Here is an 18,394-nt window from a genome sequence, read left to right on the forward strand (position 1 = left end):
TTTCGTCTAAAAATTAGGAAATATTTAAGGAATGTTTATCTTTATCTCGTTCTAAAATGAGCCGAAAACATGATGCAACAGGAAACAGTCAACGGCACACCATCTGAGGCAGTAAGAAAAGATATTCTAAAGAAGTACGAGATCCTCGATACCCCGCCGGACAGTAGTTTTGACCGGATTACCCGCCTGGCTGCCCTTCTTCTTAAAGTACCTGTTTCTATTGTTACCCTTGTTGACAGTGACCGTATCTGGTTCAAGAGCAAACACGGCTTAGATGTTACTGAGGTTCCCCGTGATCCGGGTTTATGTGCATCTGCAATATATTCCGACGGGCTTTATGAAGTAAATGATGCCACTAAGGATGCCAGAACGCTGGCCCATCCTATGGTTACAGGAGACTTCGGACTACGTTTTTATTCGGCTGTTCCTCTCAAGACCCGTGAGGGAGTGAACCTTGGGACTTTGTGTGTCATTGACAAGAAACCCCGCGAATTAAATAATTCGGAAAAAGAGATCCTGAAACTCCTGGCGGAGCTGGTCATGGACCAGATCGAGTTGCAGTTGGAAGCCAAAACAGCTATGAGGCATCACCATCACATTTTAAATACCACTGCCCATGATCTAAAGAATCCGGTTTCTATTATGCCTTTGCTGGCAGACCTCATAATGGAAAACAAAGATAATCCTGCAGCAATTGATGATATCTCCAAACAAATTAAAGATGCCGGTCGCAGGATGGCACTTACTATCAACGAATGGTTGGAAAATGCAGTGGAGACTTCCGGAAACATGCACCTGAGGTTGGAAACCTTTGACTTTGTTGAATTGACCGAAGGGATTGTAAATGCTAACAGGACCCTCGCAAAAAATAAGGAACAGACAATTACTCTGGACGTGGGACCTAAATGTATGATCTTTGCAGACCACAGGAAACTGACAGAAGTAGTGGATAACCTTATCAATAATGCGATTAAGTATTCTGAACCCGGTAAAGAAATTGATGTTTTTGTGGGTGAAATAGATGGGAAAGCTATTCTGCAGGTTTCAGATCAGGGACAGGGTTTGACAAAAGATGACCAAAAAAACCTTTTTAGGCCCTATACGTCGCTGAGTGCAAGACCAACCGGGAATGAAATATCTACCGGGCTTGGGCTTTCTCTTTCGCGGGAGATCATTCTCGCTCATAGAGGTAAAATATCGGCTTATAGTGAAGGAAAAGGAGAAGGTGCCACTTTTATTGTGGAGTTACCTCTTGCTGAAGAAGCCTGATCTTATAATTTTTCTTTTGAGGTCTTCTTTTCTTTAAAAGCAGTCTTTCCTTCTTCTGAGATTTCTTCTTCAGGCGAATTTTTTTTCTTTACTTCCCCATTACTGTTCAGGAAATATTTTGGGCTAACCCCATATTTTTCTTTAAATATCTTGGAAAAATAGCTGCGATTATTCAGGCCAATCTGGCTTACGATCTGGGAGACATTGTGTTCTGCAGAAGATAACATTTTCTTGGCAGCTTCCAGTTTTACCTGCTGCATATATTTGTTGACGGTAAGTCCAAACATATGTTTAAATCCAACCTGCAACTTATTGACATTGGTGCCAACTTCCTTGGCTAATTCCTCAACAGAGTAATTATGGTTGAGATTTTCCTCAATAAGTTGAACGGCCATTTTGATATTCTTGACATCTGATTGTCGCATTATCTGCTGGCTATCCTCCCTCTGATCGTCCTGGTATTGTGTAACCTGCTTGCTCAACATTTCAAAGGTTTTTCCTTCCAGGAAAATTGAGCGCAAAAATCCTGAAAGTTCTTTTTTCTGAATTTGTTCAACAATGTCGGCAGTGGTAATACTGTAGTTTCCTTCGTACAGGAATTGTTCTTTTGATCTTGAATCTTCAATTACTTTCTGTAAACCACGATTCAACCCTTCAAATTCATAGGTCATATAATCAGTGAACTGATCTCTGATTATTTCCAGACTCGCAACATTGGTCACCTCATTTGCTGAAAAATAGAGCACATGACCATTATTGGCCATACTGGAAACGATAATATTCTGAAAGGTTTGAATGGTATGCCTTTCATTGGAATTTTCAAAACTGTGGGCAACTTTTCCTTCAGTACAAAAAATGAATTTAAGAGGGTGGTTCTTGTTGCTTGTGAAGTGAATTTCTAAATCTTGGAAAAAAGTACACTGGTATTGAATAATCCCCAGACCAGATTTAAAATTGGTTCCACGGATAAAACCTTTTCCTATATTAGAAGGGAGTACAATAAAATATTCTTCGTTTTCATTACAAAGTTCTACCTCAAAGACTTTTGCTAAGTCACTGATCACATCTTTTATAGGCAAAGCTTTAACGGAAATCTTCATTATATTGAATTTTTAATTGCCGCAAAAATATGGTATCACCCTTTCACATTAAATAGCCTAATTGTGATTAATGTGTAATAGATTAACACTTGTTTGGAAAACGTTATGTTTATACAAAATTACGGAAAGCCCACCAGATTTATTTTGAGCAGCAAAAAGATTAGTATTTTTTGTGTCAAAAACGGTAAACCTTAAGGAGATATTAACATAGATTTGAAATCTATCTAGAAGCGAAAGCTTTTAGTAGGGTAATTTTATTTCTATGACAAGTATTTACATCATTTTAGCACTTGAAGCTCTAATAGTTATCTTAATAAGCTCATACCTTATAAGAAAAGCCTATTTGATGTACGTCGACCGTAAAGGGAGAGGAAAAAATAATCCTAAGTAAGAATTACTCCTGGTTAATTTTATTCTTAAGTCGTTTTTCCATAGCGCCATCTGTGAAGCTCTCTTCACAGAAATTTTCGGTAGCCTCAAAATTCCTATCTTTGCAGCCTTAATTTTGAGAAGATGAAAAGTGTGAAGGCCCTAAAATGGCGTTATGCAACCAAGAAGTTCAATTCTGATAAACTTCTAGCACCCGAGAAGATCGAAATCCTTAAAAAGGCATTCAATCTTACTGCAACATCTTATGGTTTGCAGCCATTAAAGATGTTAGTGATCCAGGATAAAGAGTTGCAGGAAAAACTAATGAAAGCTTCCTATAATCAGCAACAGGTGAGTACCGCCTCCCATGTGCTCGTAATTTGTATTGAAAATGAAATTGGAAAAGCCTTCATTGAAAAATATTTCAGCTACGTAAAAGATATTCGTAATACTCCTGATGATGTTCTACACCCATTTAGGGAGTCACTTATTGGCAGTTTTGAAAAGAAACCGGTGGACGAGATCCATACCTGGGCTACTCATCAGGCTTACTTAGTTCTGGGTACTTTATTAACAGTTTGCGCAGTTGAAGAGATCGATTCCTGCCCCATGGAAGGCTTTGACCCTGATCAGTTTGATGAGTTACTGAACCTTCAAAAGCATAATTTAAAATCTGTGCTTGTCCTCCCTGTCGGCTACAGGGCTGAAGATGATTTCTTTGCAGAATTAAAGAAAGTGAGAAGACCTCTTGATGAAACTATAATTGAATACTAGTAATTCACGTATTCGATTATTTCCAGGCCATAACCTATCATTCCCACTCTTTTGGTCTGTTTAGAATTGGATAACAACCTGAGTTTATGGATCTCGAGATCGTGAAGGATTTGTGCTCCAATCCCAAAATCTTTTGAATCCATAACTACCGGCGGTGCTTTCATCTCTCCCTGTTTCTGAAGTTCCTTTAATTCATGAAGGCGATTAAGCAGGTTCAAAGATTGGCTCTCCTGGTTGATAAAAACAATAGCTCCTCTTCCTTCTTCATTCACCGCTCTAAACATGGAGTCCAGTTTTTTATCGGCATCATTGGTAAGGGTTCCTAAAATGTCATTATTGACGAGGGTTGAATTCACCCGTACCAGAACAGGTTCGTCAGACTTCCAGCTTCCTTTGGTAAGGGCCATGTGCACCTGCTTATTGGTAGTCTGCTGATATGCTCTAAGTCTGAAAGTCCCAAACTTTGTATTGATGTCAAAATCCTCTTTTTTGACGATCAGGGAGTCGTGCTGCATACGGTAAGCTACGAGGTCTTCGATAGAAACCAATTTCAGATCGAACTTCCTGGCTACTTCCATCAATTGAGGCAGTCTGGCCATTGAACCATCCTCGTTCATGATCTCCACAATGACTCCGGCGGGTTGAAAACCGGCAAGGCGTGCAAAATCAATTGCAGCTTCAGTATGTCCGGTCCTTCTCAAGACGCCACCTTGTTTAGCCTTTAACGGAAAAATATGTCCGGGACGGTTGAGGTCCTGTGGCTTTGTCTCAGGATCGATAAGGGATTGTACAGTTTTCGCCCTGTCGGCTGCAGAAATACCTGTAGTAACCCCTTTACCTTTAAGGTCTACAGAAATGGTAAAAGCCGTTTCCAGAGGATCGGTATTGTTGCCAACCATCATTTCCAGGTTCAGCTCTTTACAACGCTTTTCAGTAATGGGAGCGCAAATAAGTCCGCGGCCGTGAGTAGCCATGAAATTGATCATCTCAGGCGTGACCTTCTCTGCAGCGGCAAGAAAATCTCCTTCATTTTCCCGATCTTCATCATCAACAACAATAATGACCTTTCCGGCCCTTATGTCGTCTATCGCTTCTTTTATACTGTGTAATTTAATGGAGGTTTCCGTAGCCATGCCTGTGAATTATTGAGGGCAAAGATATTTAATCATTTTCGTTTCGACCCATGATCTGGGCTTTTTTCAGCATCTTTCTAATGGGCTCAAAAAGTGCACTAAATCCAAAAAGTCCCTGGTCTGTGGTGGCTCTATAGGTGAGCAGGATTCCGAGGGGAAGCATTATAAGTGTGGAAAGCCACGTGGCCAAAAAAGGACTTATTGTTCCTTCTTCGGCACTGTTTTTAGCAAAGATCCCGATAAAGTGATAGGTAAGGAATAACAGGATAGCAATAACCATAGGTAATCCCATACCTCCTTTCCGGATGATTGCGCCCAAAGGTGCACCTACAAAGAACAGCACGATACAGGCAAATGCCAGTGCATATTTTTCATGCAGGGCGATCTCGAATTTGTTCAGCCGCTTCGTAGCGAGGTTCAATTCTGCCTGTTTTGCCGTAACTACTGCGAGAGCCCCATTGACGTTACCCATCGCCAGATTAATGATCTGTGAAGCCCGGTAAGGCTCATAAAGCGGCAAAATTCCTTCTGAAAGATCCGCAATCGTATCCTTAGGTTCAAAATCCCTTACCATAGCGACCATTCCCGATCTTGCATACAGATTTCGTGACAGATTCTCTACTTCCTGGTTATAGGAGGTGGAGAAGGAGTCGATGGTTTGATTCAATTCAGAGATCTTTAGCATGTTGTGAGAGTTGCTGTATTTCTCTTCATTGAGGTCAACATCATTAAAACCTGAAAGATCCATGTTGATGACGTATTCTTCAAAATGGCTTTTTGCAAAAGGTTTTTTTGTTCTGGAAGAAGGGGAACGGGTAAGGATTTCGTCATAGTAGTTTCCGTCTTTCAGAACGAGGCTGAGAATATTCGAATCGGTACTTCCTATTAATTCTCCTTCCTTTGCTTTGATCACTGTATAGTTTCCGGCGCGACGCTCAGATTTCTTGTGAATGATCACATTTTTCAGGAAGCGATCGTTATTTCCGCTTTTTTCTTCAACCTTGATATTGATTTCCCCAAGGTCGTTGAAAACTCCTTCTGAAATAACCATGGCAGGCTTCAGCTGGGCAATATTCTTCCGAAGGTTAATAGATTTATACTCGGCTGCGGGAATAACGTTGTTGGCAAAAATAAATGCCGTGAAGCTCACCAGTAAAATAAAGAAGGTAAGCGAGCGCATGGCACGTTGTAAGGAGATACCTGCAGATTTCATTGCTGCGAACTCATAGTTTTCGGCAAAATTTCCGAAGGTCATGATGGAGGTCAGCAAGATCGTTAGCGGCAGTACCAGTGGTACCAGCTTCGGACTGAAATAGAGCAGGAATTTTAGAATTACAACAAAGTCAAGGTCCTTTCCGGCAAGCTCACCTATGTACAGCCAAATGGTTTGCAATACAAAGATGAACATGAGTATTACAAAGACCGAAAAAAAAGTTTTTAGGTAGCTGCTAAGTATGTACCGGTCAAGGATCTTCAATTAATTAATCTAGCCTGTTAATGTAGTAATCTTTATATCTGCTCTCTTTAAATTCGAACAGGGACTCAGGAATTGGCTGGTTTGTTTTGAAGCTTGTCACCGTGATGGTGATCTTAGTGCCATTATCCTGTGTTTGAATAAGATTATAGATGTTTTTTGTCTGTTGGTCAATTCCAAGTAAGATACTTTTTATTTCGGCATTGGAATCGATAGGAGTCAATTTTATATACTGGATCTTACGCCCCTTCAGGTTTTGAGTGTCAGCCCATTCAGATTTGTACCCGTTATTGTAAAAGGTAAGCATTTTTGACGGGGTGATGTTCTGGTCTTCTTCCGGATCATATTTTGAGATGTTGATCTCTTCATCTTCCGGAATAATAGTATATAGCTTTTGGCCGTCAAAGAGCCTGGTGGTACCCATAATGTTAAGCAGATATTTTTCCCCCTGAAGGCTTACATCACCACGGGTCTCATGTTTGACATTCTCAGCTGTATTCTCTAGCGCATATTTGAAGTCGATAATAATATTGTCGTAGCTAGCAACCTTGGTGGATACCTCATTCAATAAAGCCTGCGCTTTATTTTTCGTTTGGGCGTTTGCTCCCACCACCATTAACATCACAAATACTACTAAAATTAATTTTTTCATTACAGTTTATTAAGATTTATTCATTCCTCGTTCAACAGCTGATTCAGGCTTTCCAGGTCTTGAATTAACACCTGTCTTGCTTTACTGCCTTCGAACGGACCTACTACTCCTGCGGCTTCCAGTTGATCTATGATCCTGCCGGCCCTGTTGTACCCCAATTTTAGTTTTCTCTGGAGTAAGGAGGCCGATCCCTGCTGTGCCATTACTATGACTTCAGCAGCTTCGCGGAAGAGTTTGTCACGCTCGCTTACATCAATATCAAGTCCTGTGCCACTTTCCTCTCCCGAGTATTCCGGAAGATGATGAGCGTCTGGATAGGCTTTTTGTGAGCCAATGAATTCGGTGATCTTATCAACTTCAGGAGTGTCTACAAAAGCACACTGAAGTCGCAATAATGTGTTGCCCTGGGTGAAGAGCATATCTCCTTTTCCAATCAATTGATCGGCACCCTGACTGTCAAGGATGGTCCTGGAATCGATCTTTGAAGTAACCCTAAAAGCGATCCTAGCCGGGAAGTTGGCTTTAATGATCCCGGTAATAACATTTACCGAAGGTCTTTGGGTGGCAATGATCAAATGTATCCCGATGGCTCGGGCCAGCTGTGCGAGTCGGGCAATAGGTGTTTCCACCTCTTTACCGGCGGTCATGATGAGGTCGGCAAATTCGTCCACAACCAGCACAATGTACGGCAGGAATTTATGGCCGTTTTCAGGATTGAGCTTACGCGCTTTAAATTTGGTGTTGTATTCCTTGATATTACGAACCATTGCTTCTTTAAGCAATTCGTAACGGTTGTCCATTTCGATACAAAGGGAATTCAAAGTATTGATCACCTTAGTATTATCTGTAATAATAGCTTCTTCCGTATCAGGAAGCTTTGCTAAATAATGCCGCTCAATTTTATTAAAGAGGGTCAATTCTACCTTTTTTGGATCTACCAGAATGAATTTAACCTCTGCAGGATGCTTACTGTACAGTAGTGAGGTCAGAATGGCATTCAATCCAACAGATTTTCCCTGTCCTGTTGCTCCTGCCATCAACAGGTGTGGCATCTTGGCCAGGTCAACTACAAAAGTCTCGTTGGAAATGGTCTTTCCCAGTGCCATTGGTAATTCCATTTCGGCATGCTGAAATTTAGGAGAAGCAATCACACTTCTCATCGAAACAATGCTCGATTTCTTATTTGGCACCTCAATACCAATGGTTCCTTTCCCCGGAATAGGGGCGATTATACGTATTCCCAGTGCAGAAAGGGAAAGAGCGATATCATCCTCCAGGCTTTTTATCTTGGAGATCCGGATTCCCGCTTCAGGAATGATCTCGTACAAAGTAACGGTGGGGCCAACCGTAGCCTTGATCTGCGCGATATCTATCTTATAATTCTTAAGTGTATCGACAATGCGATTTTTATTCTCTTCCAGCTCCTCCTGGTCAATTGTGATGCCTCCGCCATTGGCGTTATAGTCCTTTAAAAGTTCGAGGGTAGGGAACTGGTAATTTTTTAATTCCAGGGTAGGATCGAATTCCCCGTAGTCTTCTACCAGTTTCTTGCTGAGATTATCTTCAACTTCCTCCTCAACCGCTGTTTCCACTTCCATTTCCACATCGTCCGGATTCTCTTCGGAACGTATGATCACTTTTTCGGGAGTAACAGTAGGAGTTTCCGGTTTTAAGGGTACCGGTTCTTTTATAAGTTCAGGTTCTTCATCTTCTTCGGAAGTTTCTTCTTTGGATCTTTTGATTTCTTCCGAAACTGAAGCTGCTGCCTTAAAATCATCGGTAACTGCGTTTTTGGTCTTTCTGAAGCTGGTGAAGATCTTTTCAGGAGTGATCTTAAGCCTCACTACCAGGTAAACGATCATCAAAAATGTCAGTAATAGGAGAGTGCCGGTAAAGCCTAAATAATCCTGAAGATAATCATTCATTTCAAAGCCTATGGTTCCACCCAACAATGAACTGGAGCTGGCAAAAAAACCAAGGAAAACACTAAGCCAGATCATTACAAGAATTCCCCAGAACCAAAACCGTTGAAGGGCTTTTTTGTTCAGGTTGAAAAAGAAATAGATCCCGGTGATCATGGTAAGAACAGCAATAGCAAAGGCCGGTAAGCCAAAGCCTTCATAAATGAAAAAATTGCTGATACCTGCTCCGAACTTACTGAGAAGATTCTGAGTTTCCACTTCCCGGTTTCCTAACTGCGATAGTGTACTTTGGTCAGCCTGCCAGGTAAAAAGAAAAGATACAAAAGCCATAAGCAAGGCCAGGCCGAATAAAAAGAGAAAACTACCTAATAAAACCTTGTTTTTAGGAGAAAGGGTCAGAGACGATTTCGAAAAACGGGGTTTTGCAGTTTTCTTTTTAACTTTTCCTTTAGCCATGGGGGAACTTTGGGTTTGGGGCAAAAATACAAATTAGCACCGTCTAATATAAAGAAAAGAAAAAATCTATTCACAAAGTTTTAGGAAACGGGACGTTTTGAAAGGAGACTCGTATGTAATGGATTACAGGGTGTAAAAAATATAAGGGAAGTAAATAATAATGCCCACAGCTAAAGCTACTATTGCCGCAAAGAAAACCGATCCGGCTGCGATATCTTTAATATGGCCAATCTTTGTGTGAAAATCCGGATGCACAAAGTCAGCGATATTCTCTACAGCGGTGTTCAAACCTTCCGTAGCCATCACAAGTCCAATAGCCAGAAGCTGGAACATCCATTCGGTTGCTGTAATGTCAAAATAGAATCCGGCGATACATACCAGAATAGTAATAACGAACTGGACCTGGATACTGGGTTCATGCCTAAGCAGGAGCCAGGCTCCTTTTAACGCGTAACCACCTCCTCGAATCCGGCCGGTGATAAAATCATACATTATAAAAGGGGTTTTAGCGCCTCCAGGTAATCGGGTTCATGATCAATGTTCTTGACCTGTTCGGTATACAGGATCTTGGCATTTTCATCAAGTACGACCACGGCGCGTGACAATAAACCTTCCCAGGGGCCTTCTAACATTTCCACTCCGTAGTCTTTACCGAAATTGCGTTCCCTAAAGTCAGAAAGATTGATAACATTGTTCAGGTGCTCATCGTTGATAAAGCGTTGCTGGGCAAAGGGCAGGTCCCGGGAGATATTAAGAACCACGACATTGTCTAGTTCTCCCACCTTTTCGTTGAAATTACGCACAGAAGTAGCGCAAACTCCGGTATCTATACTGGGAAAAATGTTCATTATTACTCTTTTTCCTTTATAGTCCTGCAGGGTAGCTATGGTAAGGTCAGATTTCAACAATTCGAAATGTGGGGCCTTTTCACCTTTTTCAGGAAGGTGTCCATACGTAGTTACTTGCTTACCCTTTAACGTTACCTGAGACATAAGTTGTGAAAATTGGTGGTTGAATTCTTAAATTTAAAATATTACAATTTGGCTTTTACTAAAATTATCATAAAACAATAATGGCTGCCTTAAATTATAAAGCAGCCATTATTAAAGGGATTTGAACCGGGTTTTTTATCTGTCGATAGAACCCAGGACTTTTTGCATGAAGTTGTTTGCCGCATCTTTTTCGGACATACCTTCATCTATCATTTTTTGAACTTCAATTGCTCCGCAAATATTGCTGATCAACTCTCCCACCACATCCATTTCTTCATCGGTCACCGAACGGTGATCACAAAAAGATTCCAAAACTTCTAGAGTGCTTTCAAGAGTCTGTTGATCGTGGTTCTTTTGCAGATGTCTAATTACTGGTAACTTCATTAACTAGGTCTTTTAAAAGTTCAAATTTATTGGTCTGCACCTGGTTGACCAGGGTACCGTTCCTAAAGGTCGCGAAAGTTGGCAGGTTATCTACCTTAGCCAGCTTTCTTGATTCAGGATATTTTTCGGCATCAACCAGGAGAAATGTCGCATTTTCATTTTCAGCGGCCAGTTTTTTAAACTTGGGCTTCATCACCCGGCAGTTTCCGCACCAGGAAGCCATATACTGAACAACCACAGTGTCATTTTCGGATACTACTTCCGCTAAATTATCATTCGTCAATTCTCTCATAATGATGCTTTTTTTAGTTGGCGCTTAAATAAGTAGCAACACCATCACGGTTGGCGTTCATTGCTTCTTTACCTTCTTCCCAGTTCGCAGGACAAACTTCTCCTTTTTCCTGAACGTGAGTGTAAGCATCGATCAAACGGATGAATTCTTTTACGTTTCTTCCTAGGGGCATGTGGTTCACGCTTTCGTGGAAGATGGTACCTTCCTCATCGATAAGGTAAGTAGCGCGGTAAGTTACGTTGTCACCTTCTACTGTGTAAGTTCCGGTTTCTTCGTTATAAGTCTCGTTCATAATATCCAGAATACCTAGTTGGTTGCTAAGGTTTCTGTTAGAGTCAGCAAGGATTGGATAGGTAACTCCTTCAATACCTCCCTGATCTTTTGGAGTGTTCAACCATGCAAAGTGAACTTCAGGAGTATCACAAGAAGCTCCGATCACCATTACGTTTCTTTTTTCAAACTCGTCCATTGCTGCCTGAAAAGCGTGCAGTTCTGTTGGACAAACAAAGGTGAAGTCTTTTGGGTACCAGAAAAGAAGAACTTTCTTTCCGTTCTTTTGAGCTTCTTCCAGTACATTGATTTTAAAAGTGTCGCCCATTTCATTCATTGCGTTCACTTCCAGGTTTGGAAATTTTTTTCCTACTAAAGCCATGTAAATTCTATTTTTAGATTATTAAATTCTAATTCGGTTGCAAAGATAAAAACTAAGGCAGGACAGAGTATTCCCACAGATCTTTAATTTTTATTACATAATAGTTTTTGTCAATATCAAAAGTAAAAAGATATAGAATAAAATTATTGAATCTCTGCAGGCACTGGTTCCGCTGTCACTAACCTTCTGATCTTAATATTTAGTGCTGCAAAAAGCAGGGTCATAAAAGGGCTCAGATAATTAAAAATCGCATACACAAAATAAGAAGCAACCGGTACTCCCAGAACTCCACTGTGGTAAGCTCCACAAGTATTCCATGGAACAAGCACAGAAGTTACAGTCCCTGAATCTTCTAAGGAACGGCTAAGATTTTCTGGGGCCAGCCCTTTGTCTTTGTAAGCCTTGGCGAACATCTTTCCAGGTACTACAATGGCCAGATATTGATCTGAAGCTGTAGCGTTTAAAGTAATACAACTAACTACAGTACTTGCAAAGAGGCCAAAAGTGGTGTGGAAAAGGTTTAGTAATGCCTTACTTATGGTTGCCAAAGCACCTATGGCATCCATAATACCTCCAAATACCATAGCGCAAATGATCAACCAAATAGTTCCCAGCATGCCAGACATTCCACCGGAGGAGAAAAGGTCGTTAAGTTGTGTGTTTTCAGTTTCTATGGCTGTTTCAACGGTAATTGCGTTCATTAATCCACGGTATCCTGCCTCAAAGGTGAGTTCTTTGGCACCTGCCACCGCCATAACCACTTCTGGTTGAAAAATAAGAGCGGCAACTGCTCCCAGTAATGTTCCGCAGAGAAGGGCAATAAGAGGAGGTGTTTTCTTTACTATCAGGATGATCACCAGAGCAGGTACTACGAAAAGCCACCCGTTAATATTAAAGGCGGCATCAATAGAGGTGAGAATTGAAGCAGTGTCTGTTGCGCCTGCCGGTTCTATGGAAAACCCTAGAATTATGAAAACGATGAGTGTTACAATTATAGTGGGAACAGTAGTAAGGGTCATGTACCTGATGTGTGTAAAAAGATCTGTTCCTGCCATAGCCGGGGCAAGGTTGGTGGTATCACTAAGGGGGGACATTTTATCTCCAAAGTAGGCTCCAGATAATATTGCTCCTGCAGTCATTCCTAAAGAAATCCCCAGAGCATCGGCAATACCTATTAAGGCTATACCCACTGTGGCAGATGTGGTCCAGCTGCTACCGGTGGCCACTGAGATCACCGAGCAGATCACGACTGTAGCGGCCAAAAATATGGTAGGATTCAGGATCTGAAGTCCGTAATAGATCATTGTTGGAATGATCCCGCTAATGAGCCAGGTCCCGGCCAGAGAGCCAACCATAAGTAGGATGAGGATCGCGCCGGTGGTAGATTTCACATTGAGAGCCACCTCTTCGATCATCAGGTCAAATGAAACTTTATTAAAGATCCCGACAATTGCTGCTACCGCTGCACCAAGTAAAAGAATGAATTGGTTAGAACCACTGAGGGCATCATCTCCATATACAAAAACATTATAGGCGAGCATCCCTATCAGCGCAAAAACCGGAAAGAGTGCTTCCCAGATATTTAGCTCCTTATTTACAACAATTTCAGTGTCTTTGATAAAGTTTTCATCTTCCATTTACAAGGGGGGTATAATTTTCAGCCTGTAATGTTACGGTTTTTTAAGAAAAGTTAAAAGTTGAGACTTTAAAGATTGGTCCTGCTGTTCCATTTTAAACAACTTTGTGAAAAATGAAAAGTTTTTAGCTCCCGAAAAAGTATTGAAAACAAAAAAGGCGCAAAACTGATTAGTCCTGCGCCTTGGTTTTAAATGCTTTTAAGTGATTATCCTAATTCCAATGCAATTTCAACCATTTCTTTAAAAGTGGTTTCCCGATCTTGGGTAGTGGTTTTCTCTCCGGTAACTAGAGAGTCTGAAATAGTTAGTAGAGAAAGAGCATTGACGTTATGTTTGGCCGCGATTGTGTATAAACCTGAGGTTTCCATTTCTACACACAAAACTCCAAATTTGGACCAGAGTTGGTATGACTCAAACTCATCTGCATAAAACTCATCACTGGTAAGCACATTTCCGGCTTTTACTTCAATTCCTTTTTCTTTTGCAAGGTTGATAGCCTGCTGAAATAATCCGAAGTTGGCGGTAGGAGCAAAGTCGGCTCCCTGAAACCGTGCCTGGTTGATCCCTGAAGTAGAGGAAGCAGCCATGGCAATAACAATGTCACGCAGCTTGACGGATTTCTGGTACGAACCGGCGCTACCCACCCTAATCAGGTTCTTTACATTGTACTCATTAATGAGTTCATGGGCATAGATGGAAATGGAAGGCACTCCCATTCCTGTTCCCTGTACCGAAATTCTTTTTCCTTTATAAGTTCCGGTATAACCAAACATGTTACGAACTTTGTTGTAACACTGAATGTCCTCAAGGTAAGTTTCTGCGATCCATTTTGCTCGGAGTGGATCTCCCGGTAATAAAACTGTTTCTGCAATTTCCCCTTTTTGGGCCTCTATATGAATACTCATTTTTTTAATTCCTTTACTATTGATACTCCTGAAGAAGTTCCTATTCTAGCTACTCCTGCTTCTATATAAGACAATGCGGTGTCCAGATTCTTTATGCCTCCCGAGGCTTTAATTTTAGCCTGCCCATTAACAGCTTTCTTCATTACCTCAATATTCTCCATTCTTGCTCCGTCAGTTCCAAAACCGGTGGAGGTCTTGACAAAATCGGCCTTGGCTTTTACAGCCAGTTCACTTGCAAGAGTGATCTCCTGTGGCGTCAAATAACAGGTTTCGATAATTACTTTTAGAACCCGGTCTCCCACAGCGCTTTTTATAGCAGCGATCTCTTCTTCTACTTTTTTATAATTTTTCGACTTTAATTCCCCAATATTGATCACCATATCAATTTCTTCAGCTCCGTCTTTAAGGGCTTGCTCTGTTTCAAAGACTTTAGCTTCTGTAGACATGGCTCCTAGAGGAAAACCGACTACCGCACATACTTTTACATCAGAACCTTCAAGGTTTTTCTTGGCAAGCGGAACATAGCAGCTGTTAACACAAACCGAGAAAAATGAATATTCCCGGGCTTCTTTGCAAAGCTCCAGTATATCATCTTCGGTTGCGGTAGCTTTTAGAATGGTATGGTCAATAAATTTGTTGATCTCTATCATAGATGATTAGTTTTTTGCAAAAATCTGAAAAGAAATTTTTCCTTAAAATGACTGCGGTCACTAAAGGTTGTTCCCAGCCTTCAAAAGGCCAAAACCCCACAAATATACAGATTCACACTAGCTTTTCCTGAATTTTCAGAAAAAAGAGAAGGTCCAAAAATGTCATTTTTGGAAGTGCTTGTTACTACTCCACATCAGATCAGAATTTTACCCTTTCGGGAGCACTTCGGATTTTAACATTTTTGAACCTTCGAAAAATGATCTTCTAAAGAACGCCTACTTCTTTCATGCAGGCTTTCATCATGTTGTAGGTTCTTTCGATGTCGTTGTCAAGACCAATCGAAAAACGGATTATTCCTTCTGTCAATCCCATTTCTTTTTGCTCTTCTTCAGGGATTTCCGAAGAAGTAGAAGTTCCGGGAGCACTGAAGAGAGTTTTGTAAAATCCGAGGCTAACTGCGAGGTAACCGAGATTTTTCTGTTGCATCAGTTCCATTAACTCATTGGCTTTGTCAAGACTGCCAGCATCTACGACTAACATTCCGCCGAATCCATACTCCTCATTCATCATGCTCTTGTACAGCTCGTGGCTCGGGTGGCTTTTAAGCCCTGGGTAAACAGTCCTTAGACCATCTGCTTCGAATTTTTCAGCGAGGTAAAGTGCATTTCTACTGTGTTGCTTGATCCTTATGTGCAAAGTGCGCAGGTTTTTTAGAATAGATGCAGCACGCATACTGTCCATGGTTGGACCCAGCAGCATGTTAGCTCCATCATTCACACTCCTTAACTCATTAATGAATTCCTGGCTTGCACAGGTCACTCCGCCAACAGTATCACTGCTACCGTTAATGAACTTTGTAAGACTGTGTATCACAACATCGGCACCCATTTTTGCCGGTGAAATGGCAAGTGGAGAGAAGGTATTGTCTACCACCAGTTTAAGGTTGTGTTTTTTAGCAATTTTTGAAAGTGCAGGAATGTCTGCCACTTCCAGTAATGGATTGCTCACTACTTCACAATAAAGGACTTTTGTCTCCGCAGTAATAGCTGCTTCCACTTTTTCCAGGTCGGTGATATCAACAAATGATGTGTTGATGTTGAGACGAGGCGCGAAATTTTTCAGGAAAGCATAAGTTCCACCATAAATTGTGCGGCTGGAAACGATATGGTCTCCGGCCATACACAGCTGCAGAAGAACAGGGGTAATTGCTCCCATTCCGCTGGCCGCGACATTAGCGGCTTCAGTTCCTTCCATGGCTGCTAAAGCCTCTCCTAAATAGAGATTAGAAGGGGAGGAGTGGCGGGAATAGAGGTAACAACCTTCAGCGTTCCCTTCGAAAGTGTCGAACATGGTCTTGGCTGAAAGAAAGGTGTAAGTTGAAGAATCTGAAATACTTGGGTTTACACCTCCGAATTCTCCGAAGTACTGTAAATCCTGAATATGATCTGCAGGTTTAAAATCCATTTTGTAGCTATTATAGTTTCTTCAAATTAAAGCTTAATCAGAAAGAAAATCAACAGGAAGGCATAAATAGAGTAAATTTTATTGTCAATTGTTTATTATTTAGATTTTAAATCTTTTACCTTCGGAAAATGAATTCTAAAAAAGAAAATTTTTCAGATGAACCTGGATGCTACAGATAAAAAATTACTCTCTCTGCTTCAGGGAGACAGCAAAAGAACGAACAAGGAACTTGCAGGTAAATTGAACCTTTCGGTAACTGCAGTTTTTGAAAGGATCAGAAAACTTGAAAAGGCCGGAGTGATCTCAAAATACGTTGCCCTCGTAAAACCCGAAAAAGTAGACCGGTCTTTTACCGCTTTTTGCCAGATCAAACTTGTGCAACATACCAAGAGCAATGTAACTCGTTTTGAGGCGCAGGTAACCGGACTAAAGGAGGTGTTGGAAGTCTTCCATGTGAGTGGCGAGTACGATTATATTTTAAAGGTCATGGTAAAGGACATGCAGGCTTACCGCGAATTTATGCTCAACAAACTCACGGCTTTAGATCATATTGGAAGTACTCAAAGCACCTTTGTGATAAGTCCGGTGAAGAACACTTCGGCCATAAGTATGGATCTGGATTAAGCCGGTTGCCATACTTTTTTCCATTGTCATTAATAGTCGTACTTTTGTTTTTCCATATTCAAAAAACACATTAAAACCATATTTATGAGCACATACGATGTTGCTGTCATAGGTTCAGGCCCCGGTGGCTATGTGGCTGCTATACGCTGCGCCCAGTTGGGAATGAAAACCGTACTTATTGAAAAATACGCTTCTCTTGGAGGAACATGCCTTAACGTAGGTTGTATTCCAAGTAAAGCTTTACTCGATTCTTCTCACCATTATTATGACGCGATCAGTCATTTTGAGGAACACGGAATTGAAATTCCGGGAGAGGTAAAACTCAATCTTCAAAAAATGATCGAGCGTAAACAGTCGGTAGTTAATCAGACCGTTGACGGGATCAACTTTTTGATGAAAAAGAACAAGATCGATGTTCTGCAGGGAGTAGCTTCATTTAAGGATGCAACACATATCAACATTGATAAGGCTGAAGGAGAAGCTGAAACCATAGATGCAAAAAATACCATTATTGCCACTGGATCCAAGCCATCCACTCTTCCGTTCATCAAGATCGATAAAGAGAGGATCATTACCTCTACTGAAGCTTTAAAACTGAAGGAAGTGCCTAAACACCTTTTAGTGATTGGCGGCGGAGTTATAGGTCTTGAATTAGGGCAGGTATACCGCAGGCTGGGAGCAGAGGTTTCAGTAGTAGAATACATGGATCGCATTATCCCAACTATGGATGCAGCTCTTTCGAAAGAGCTTACCAAGAGTCTGAAGAAGCAAGGTGTGAAATTCTTTGTTTCTCACAAAGTTGGTGCAGTTGAACGCCAAGGAGATGAGGTAATTATTAAGGCTGAGGATAAAAAAGGAAATTCTGTAGAGTTCAAGGGAGATTATTGTTTAGTCTCTGTGGGGAGAAGGCCTTATACCGAAGGTCTTAATGCTGATGCTGCCGGTGTAAAGGTGGACGACCGCGGAATGATCGAGGTGAATGAGAATCTTCAAACTTCTGTGAAGAATATTTACGCAATTGGTGATGTGGTAAAAGGCCCGATGCTGGCTCATAAGGCTTCGGAAGAGGGTACTTTTGCTGCGGAAGTGATCGCAGGTCAAAAACCCCACATCAATTACAACCTTATTCCCGGAGTGGTTTATACATGGCCGGAAGTTGCTGCAGTAGGTAAGACCGAAGAGCAACTGAAGGAAGAGGGAGTAAAATACAAAGAAGGAAAATTCCCTATGCGCGCTTTGGGACGCTCACGTGCCAGTGGTGACATCGACGGAATGGTGAAGATCCTATCTCATGCTGAAACAGACGAGGTGCTGGGAGTACACATGATAGGTGCACGGGTAGCCGATCTTATCGCTGAAGCAGTGACTGCAATGGAATTCAGGGCTTCTGCTGAAGATATTTCCAGAATGAGTCACGCTCACCCAACCTATGCGGAAGCAGTAAAAGAAGCTGCTTTAGATGCTACAGACAACCGACCTATTCATATGTAGGTTTAGATTATTCTGATATAAAAATACCGCTCAAAAATGACATTTTTGGGGCGGTATTTTTTTTGAGGAATTTTAAAAATCCTGCCAATCCTTTCACTACTTTTATTTAAAGCAAAATACTTTAGAAAATGTCGAAAGAGAAATCGCCTTCAA

Annotated in this window: 18 protein-coding genes; 4 read left to right on the forward strand and 14 right to left on the reverse strand. The window is 41.3% G+C overall.

Annotated elements, in window-relative coordinates:
• Window positions 1-69 precede the first annotated feature (69 nt).
• Window positions 70-1,269 (forward strand): GAF domain-containing sensor histidine kinase, encoded by a 1,200-nt coding sequence (locus tag ACNORC_RS10885; RefSeq protein ID WP_418335668.1) that lies wholly within the window; start codon window positions 70-72, stop codon window positions 1,267-1,269.
• Between the two features lie 2 nt (window positions 1,270-1,271).
• Here the strand turns inward: ACNORC_RS10885 and ACNORC_RS10890 are convergent, their stop codons facing one another.
• Window positions 1,272-2,369: a helix-turn-helix domain-containing protein gene (locus tag ACNORC_RS10890; RefSeq protein ID WP_418335669.1), complete on the reverse strand. Its 1,098-nt coding sequence runs from the start codon at window positions 2,367-2,369 to the stop codon at window positions 1,272-1,274.
• 513 nt (window positions 2,370-2,882) lie between these two features.
• Here ACNORC_RS10890 and ACNORC_RS10895 point away from each other — a divergent pair.
• Window positions 2,883-3,512, forward strand: a complete 630-nt coding sequence (locus ACNORC_RS10895) for an NAD(P)H-dependent oxidoreductase (protein ID WP_418335670.1) — start codon at window positions 2,883-2,885, stop codon at window positions 3,510-3,512.
• Here ACNORC_RS10895 and ribB read toward each other — a convergent pair.
• The 13 genes from ribB to ACNORC_RS10960 form a co-directional block, all read right to left on the reverse strand.
• Window positions 3,509-4,645 (reverse strand): 3,4-dihydroxy-2-butanone-4-phosphate synthase, encoded by a 1,137-nt coding sequence (gene ribB / locus ACNORC_RS10900; protein ID WP_418335671.1) that lies wholly within the window; start codon window positions 4,643-4,645, stop codon window positions 3,509-3,511. The two genes, ACNORC_RS10895 and ribB, sit on opposite strands and share 4 nt — an antisense overlap.
• Before the next feature lie 28 nt (window positions 4,646-4,673).
• A complete protein-coding gene (locus ACNORC_RS10905) occupies window positions 4,674-6,122 on the reverse strand; it encodes an LptF/LptG family permease (protein ID WP_418335672.1) in 1,449 nt (482 codons plus the stop codon).
• Between the two features lie 4 nt (window positions 6,123-6,126).
• Window positions 6,127-6,771 (reverse strand): outer membrane lipoprotein periplasmic chaperone LolA1, encoded by a 645-nt coding sequence (gene lolA1, locus ACNORC_RS10910; RefSeq protein WP_418335673.1) that lies wholly within the window; start codon window positions 6,769-6,771, stop codon window positions 6,127-6,129.
• Window positions 6,772-6,791: 20 nt separating this feature from the next.
• Window positions 6,792-9,149 (reverse strand): FtsK/SpoIIIE family DNA translocase, encoded by a 2,358-nt coding sequence (locus ACNORC_RS10915; protein WP_418335674.1) that lies wholly within the window; start codon window positions 9,147-9,149, stop codon window positions 6,792-6,794.
• A 123-nt stretch (window positions 9,150-9,272) separates the two neighbouring features.
• Window positions 9,273-9,641, reverse strand: a complete 369-nt coding sequence (locus ACNORC_RS10920) for a diacylglycerol kinase (RefSeq protein ID WP_418335675.1) — start codon at window positions 9,639-9,641, stop codon at window positions 9,273-9,275.
• Window positions 9,641-10,141, reverse strand: a complete 501-nt coding sequence (gene tpx, locus ACNORC_RS10925) for a thiol peroxidase (protein WP_418335676.1) — start codon at window positions 10,139-10,141, stop codon at window positions 9,641-9,643. The genes ACNORC_RS10920 and tpx overlap by 1 nt, the downstream gene beginning before the upstream one ends.
• A 135-nt stretch (window positions 10,142-10,276) precedes the next feature.
• Window positions 10,277-10,525 carry a DUF6952 family protein gene (locus ACNORC_RS10930; RefSeq protein WP_418335677.1) on the reverse strand — a complete coding sequence of 83 codons (249 nt, stop codon included), beginning with the start codon at window positions 10,523-10,525 and terminating at the stop codon, window positions 10,277-10,279.
• Window positions 10,506-10,817: a thioredoxin family protein gene (locus ACNORC_RS10935; protein WP_418335678.1), complete on the reverse strand. Its 312-nt coding sequence runs from the start codon at window positions 10,815-10,817 to the stop codon at window positions 10,506-10,508. Before ACNORC_RS10935 ends, ACNORC_RS10930 begins: the two co-directional genes overlap by 20 nt.
• A gap of 13 nt (window positions 10,818-10,830) precedes the next feature.
• Window positions 10,831-11,469 (reverse strand): peroxiredoxin, encoded by a 639-nt coding sequence (locus tag ACNORC_RS10940; RefSeq protein ID WP_418335679.1) that lies wholly within the window; start codon window positions 11,467-11,469, stop codon window positions 10,831-10,833.
• Window positions 11,470-11,612: 143 nt separating this feature from the next.
• Window positions 11,613-13,106: a Na+/H+ antiporter NhaC gene (gene nhaC / locus ACNORC_RS10945; protein WP_418335680.1), complete on the reverse strand. Its 1,494-nt coding sequence runs from the start codon at window positions 13,104-13,106 to the stop codon at window positions 11,613-11,615.
• Between the two features lie 206 nt (window positions 13,107-13,312).
• Complete coding sequence (deoD, locus tag ACNORC_RS10950) at window positions 13,313-14,011, reverse strand: purine-nucleoside phosphorylase (RefSeq protein WP_418335681.1); 699 nt, start codon at window positions 14,009-14,011, stop codon at window positions 13,313-13,315.
• Complete coding sequence (gene deoC / locus ACNORC_RS10955; protein WP_418336164.1) at window positions 14,008-14,658, reverse strand: deoxyribose-phosphate aldolase; 651 nt, start codon at window positions 14,656-14,658, stop codon at window positions 14,008-14,010. The genes deoD and deoC overlap by 4 nt, the downstream gene beginning before the upstream one ends.
• A gap of 268 nt (window positions 14,659-14,926) precedes the next feature.
• Entirely contained in the window at window positions 14,927-16,126 is a 1,200-nt protein-coding gene (locus ACNORC_RS10960; protein WP_418335682.1) for an aminotransferase class I/II-fold pyridoxal phosphate-dependent enzyme, read from the reverse strand.
• 156 nt (window positions 16,127-16,282) lie between these two features.
• Between ACNORC_RS10960 and ACNORC_RS10965 the strand changes: the two genes are divergently transcribed.
• Together ACNORC_RS10965 and lpdA are read left to right on the forward strand one after the other, a co-directional pair.
• The gene (locus ACNORC_RS10965; RefSeq protein WP_418335683.1) at window positions 16,283-16,750 is read left to right on the forward strand and encodes an Lrp/AsnC family transcriptional regulator; all 468 of its coding nucleotides are present in this window, start codon (window positions 16,283-16,285) and stop codon (window positions 16,748-16,750) included.
• 84 nt (window positions 16,751-16,834) lie between these two features.
• The gene (gene lpdA, locus ACNORC_RS10970) at window positions 16,835-18,241 is read left to right on the forward strand and encodes a dihydrolipoyl dehydrogenase (protein ID WP_418335684.1); all 1,407 of its coding nucleotides are present in this window, start codon (window positions 16,835-16,837) and stop codon (window positions 18,239-18,241) included.
• Window positions 18,242-18,394: the final 153 nt, after the last annotated feature.

It is taken from the genome of Salinimicrobium soli, assembly GCF_048323655.1.
Taxonomy (GTDB): domain Bacteria; phylum Bacteroidota; class Bacteroidia; order Flavobacteriales; family Flavobacteriaceae; genus Salinimicrobium; species Salinimicrobium soli.

Excerpts from the sequence above, each read along its gene's own strand:
- ACNORC_RS10885 (WP_418335668.1), top strand. The coding sequence starts at position 70 with ATGATGCAACAGGAAACAGTCAACGGCACACCATCTGAGGCAGTAAGA.
- ACNORC_RS10890 (WP_418335669.1), bottom strand. The coding sequence starts at position 2,369 with ATGAAGATTTCCGTTAAAGCTTTGCCTATAAAAGATGTGATCAGTGAC.
- ACNORC_RS10895 (WP_418335670.1), top strand. The coding sequence starts at position 2,883 with ATGAAAAGTGTGAAGGCCCTAAAATGGCGTTATGCAACCAAGAAGTTC.
- ribB (WP_418335671.1), bottom strand. The coding sequence starts at position 4,645 with ATGGCTACGGAAACCTCCATTAAATTACACAGTATAAAAGAAGCGATA.
- lolA1 (WP_418335673.1), bottom strand. The coding sequence starts at position 6,771 with ATGAAAAAATTAATTTTAGTAGTATTTGTGATGTTAATGGTGGTGGGA.
- ACNORC_RS10915 (WP_418335674.1), bottom strand. The coding sequence starts at position 9,149 with ATGGCTAAAGGAAAAGTTAAAAAGAAAACTGCAAAACCCCGTTTTTCG.
- ACNORC_RS10920 (WP_418335675.1), bottom strand. The coding sequence starts at position 9,641 with ATGTATGATTTTATCACCGGCCGGATTCGAGGAGGTGGTTACGCGTTA.
- tpx (WP_418335676.1), bottom strand. The coding sequence starts at position 10,141 with ATGTCTCAGGTAACGTTAAAGGGTAAGCAAGTAACTACGTATGGACAC.
- ACNORC_RS10930 (WP_418335677.1), bottom strand. The coding sequence starts at position 10,525 with ATGAAGTTACCAGTAATTAGACATCTGCAAAAGAACCACGATCAACAG.
- ACNORC_RS10935 (WP_418335678.1), bottom strand. The coding sequence starts at position 10,817 with ATGAGAGAATTGACGAATGATAATTTAGCGGAAGTAGTATCCGAAAAT.
- ACNORC_RS10940 (WP_418335679.1), bottom strand. The coding sequence starts at position 11,469 with ATGGCTTTAGTAGGAAAAAAATTTCCAAACCTGGAAGTGAACGCAATG.
- nhaC (WP_418335680.1), bottom strand. The coding sequence starts at position 13,106 with ATGGAAGATGAAAACTTTATCAAAGACACTGAAATTGTTGTAAATAAG.
- deoD (WP_418335681.1), bottom strand. The coding sequence starts at position 14,011 with ATGAGTATTCATATAGAGGCCCAAAAAGGGGAAATTGCAGAAACAGTT.
- ACNORC_RS10960 (WP_418335682.1), bottom strand. The coding sequence starts at position 16,126 with ATGGATTTTAAACCTGCAGATCATATTCAGGATTTACAGTACTTCGGA.
- ACNORC_RS10965 (WP_418335683.1), top strand. The coding sequence starts at position 16,283 with ATGAACCTGGATGCTACAGATAAAAAATTACTCTCTCTGCTTCAGGGA.
- lpdA (WP_418335684.1), top strand. The coding sequence starts at position 16,835 with ATGAGCACATACGATGTTGCTGTCATAGGTTCAGGCCCCGGTGGCTAT.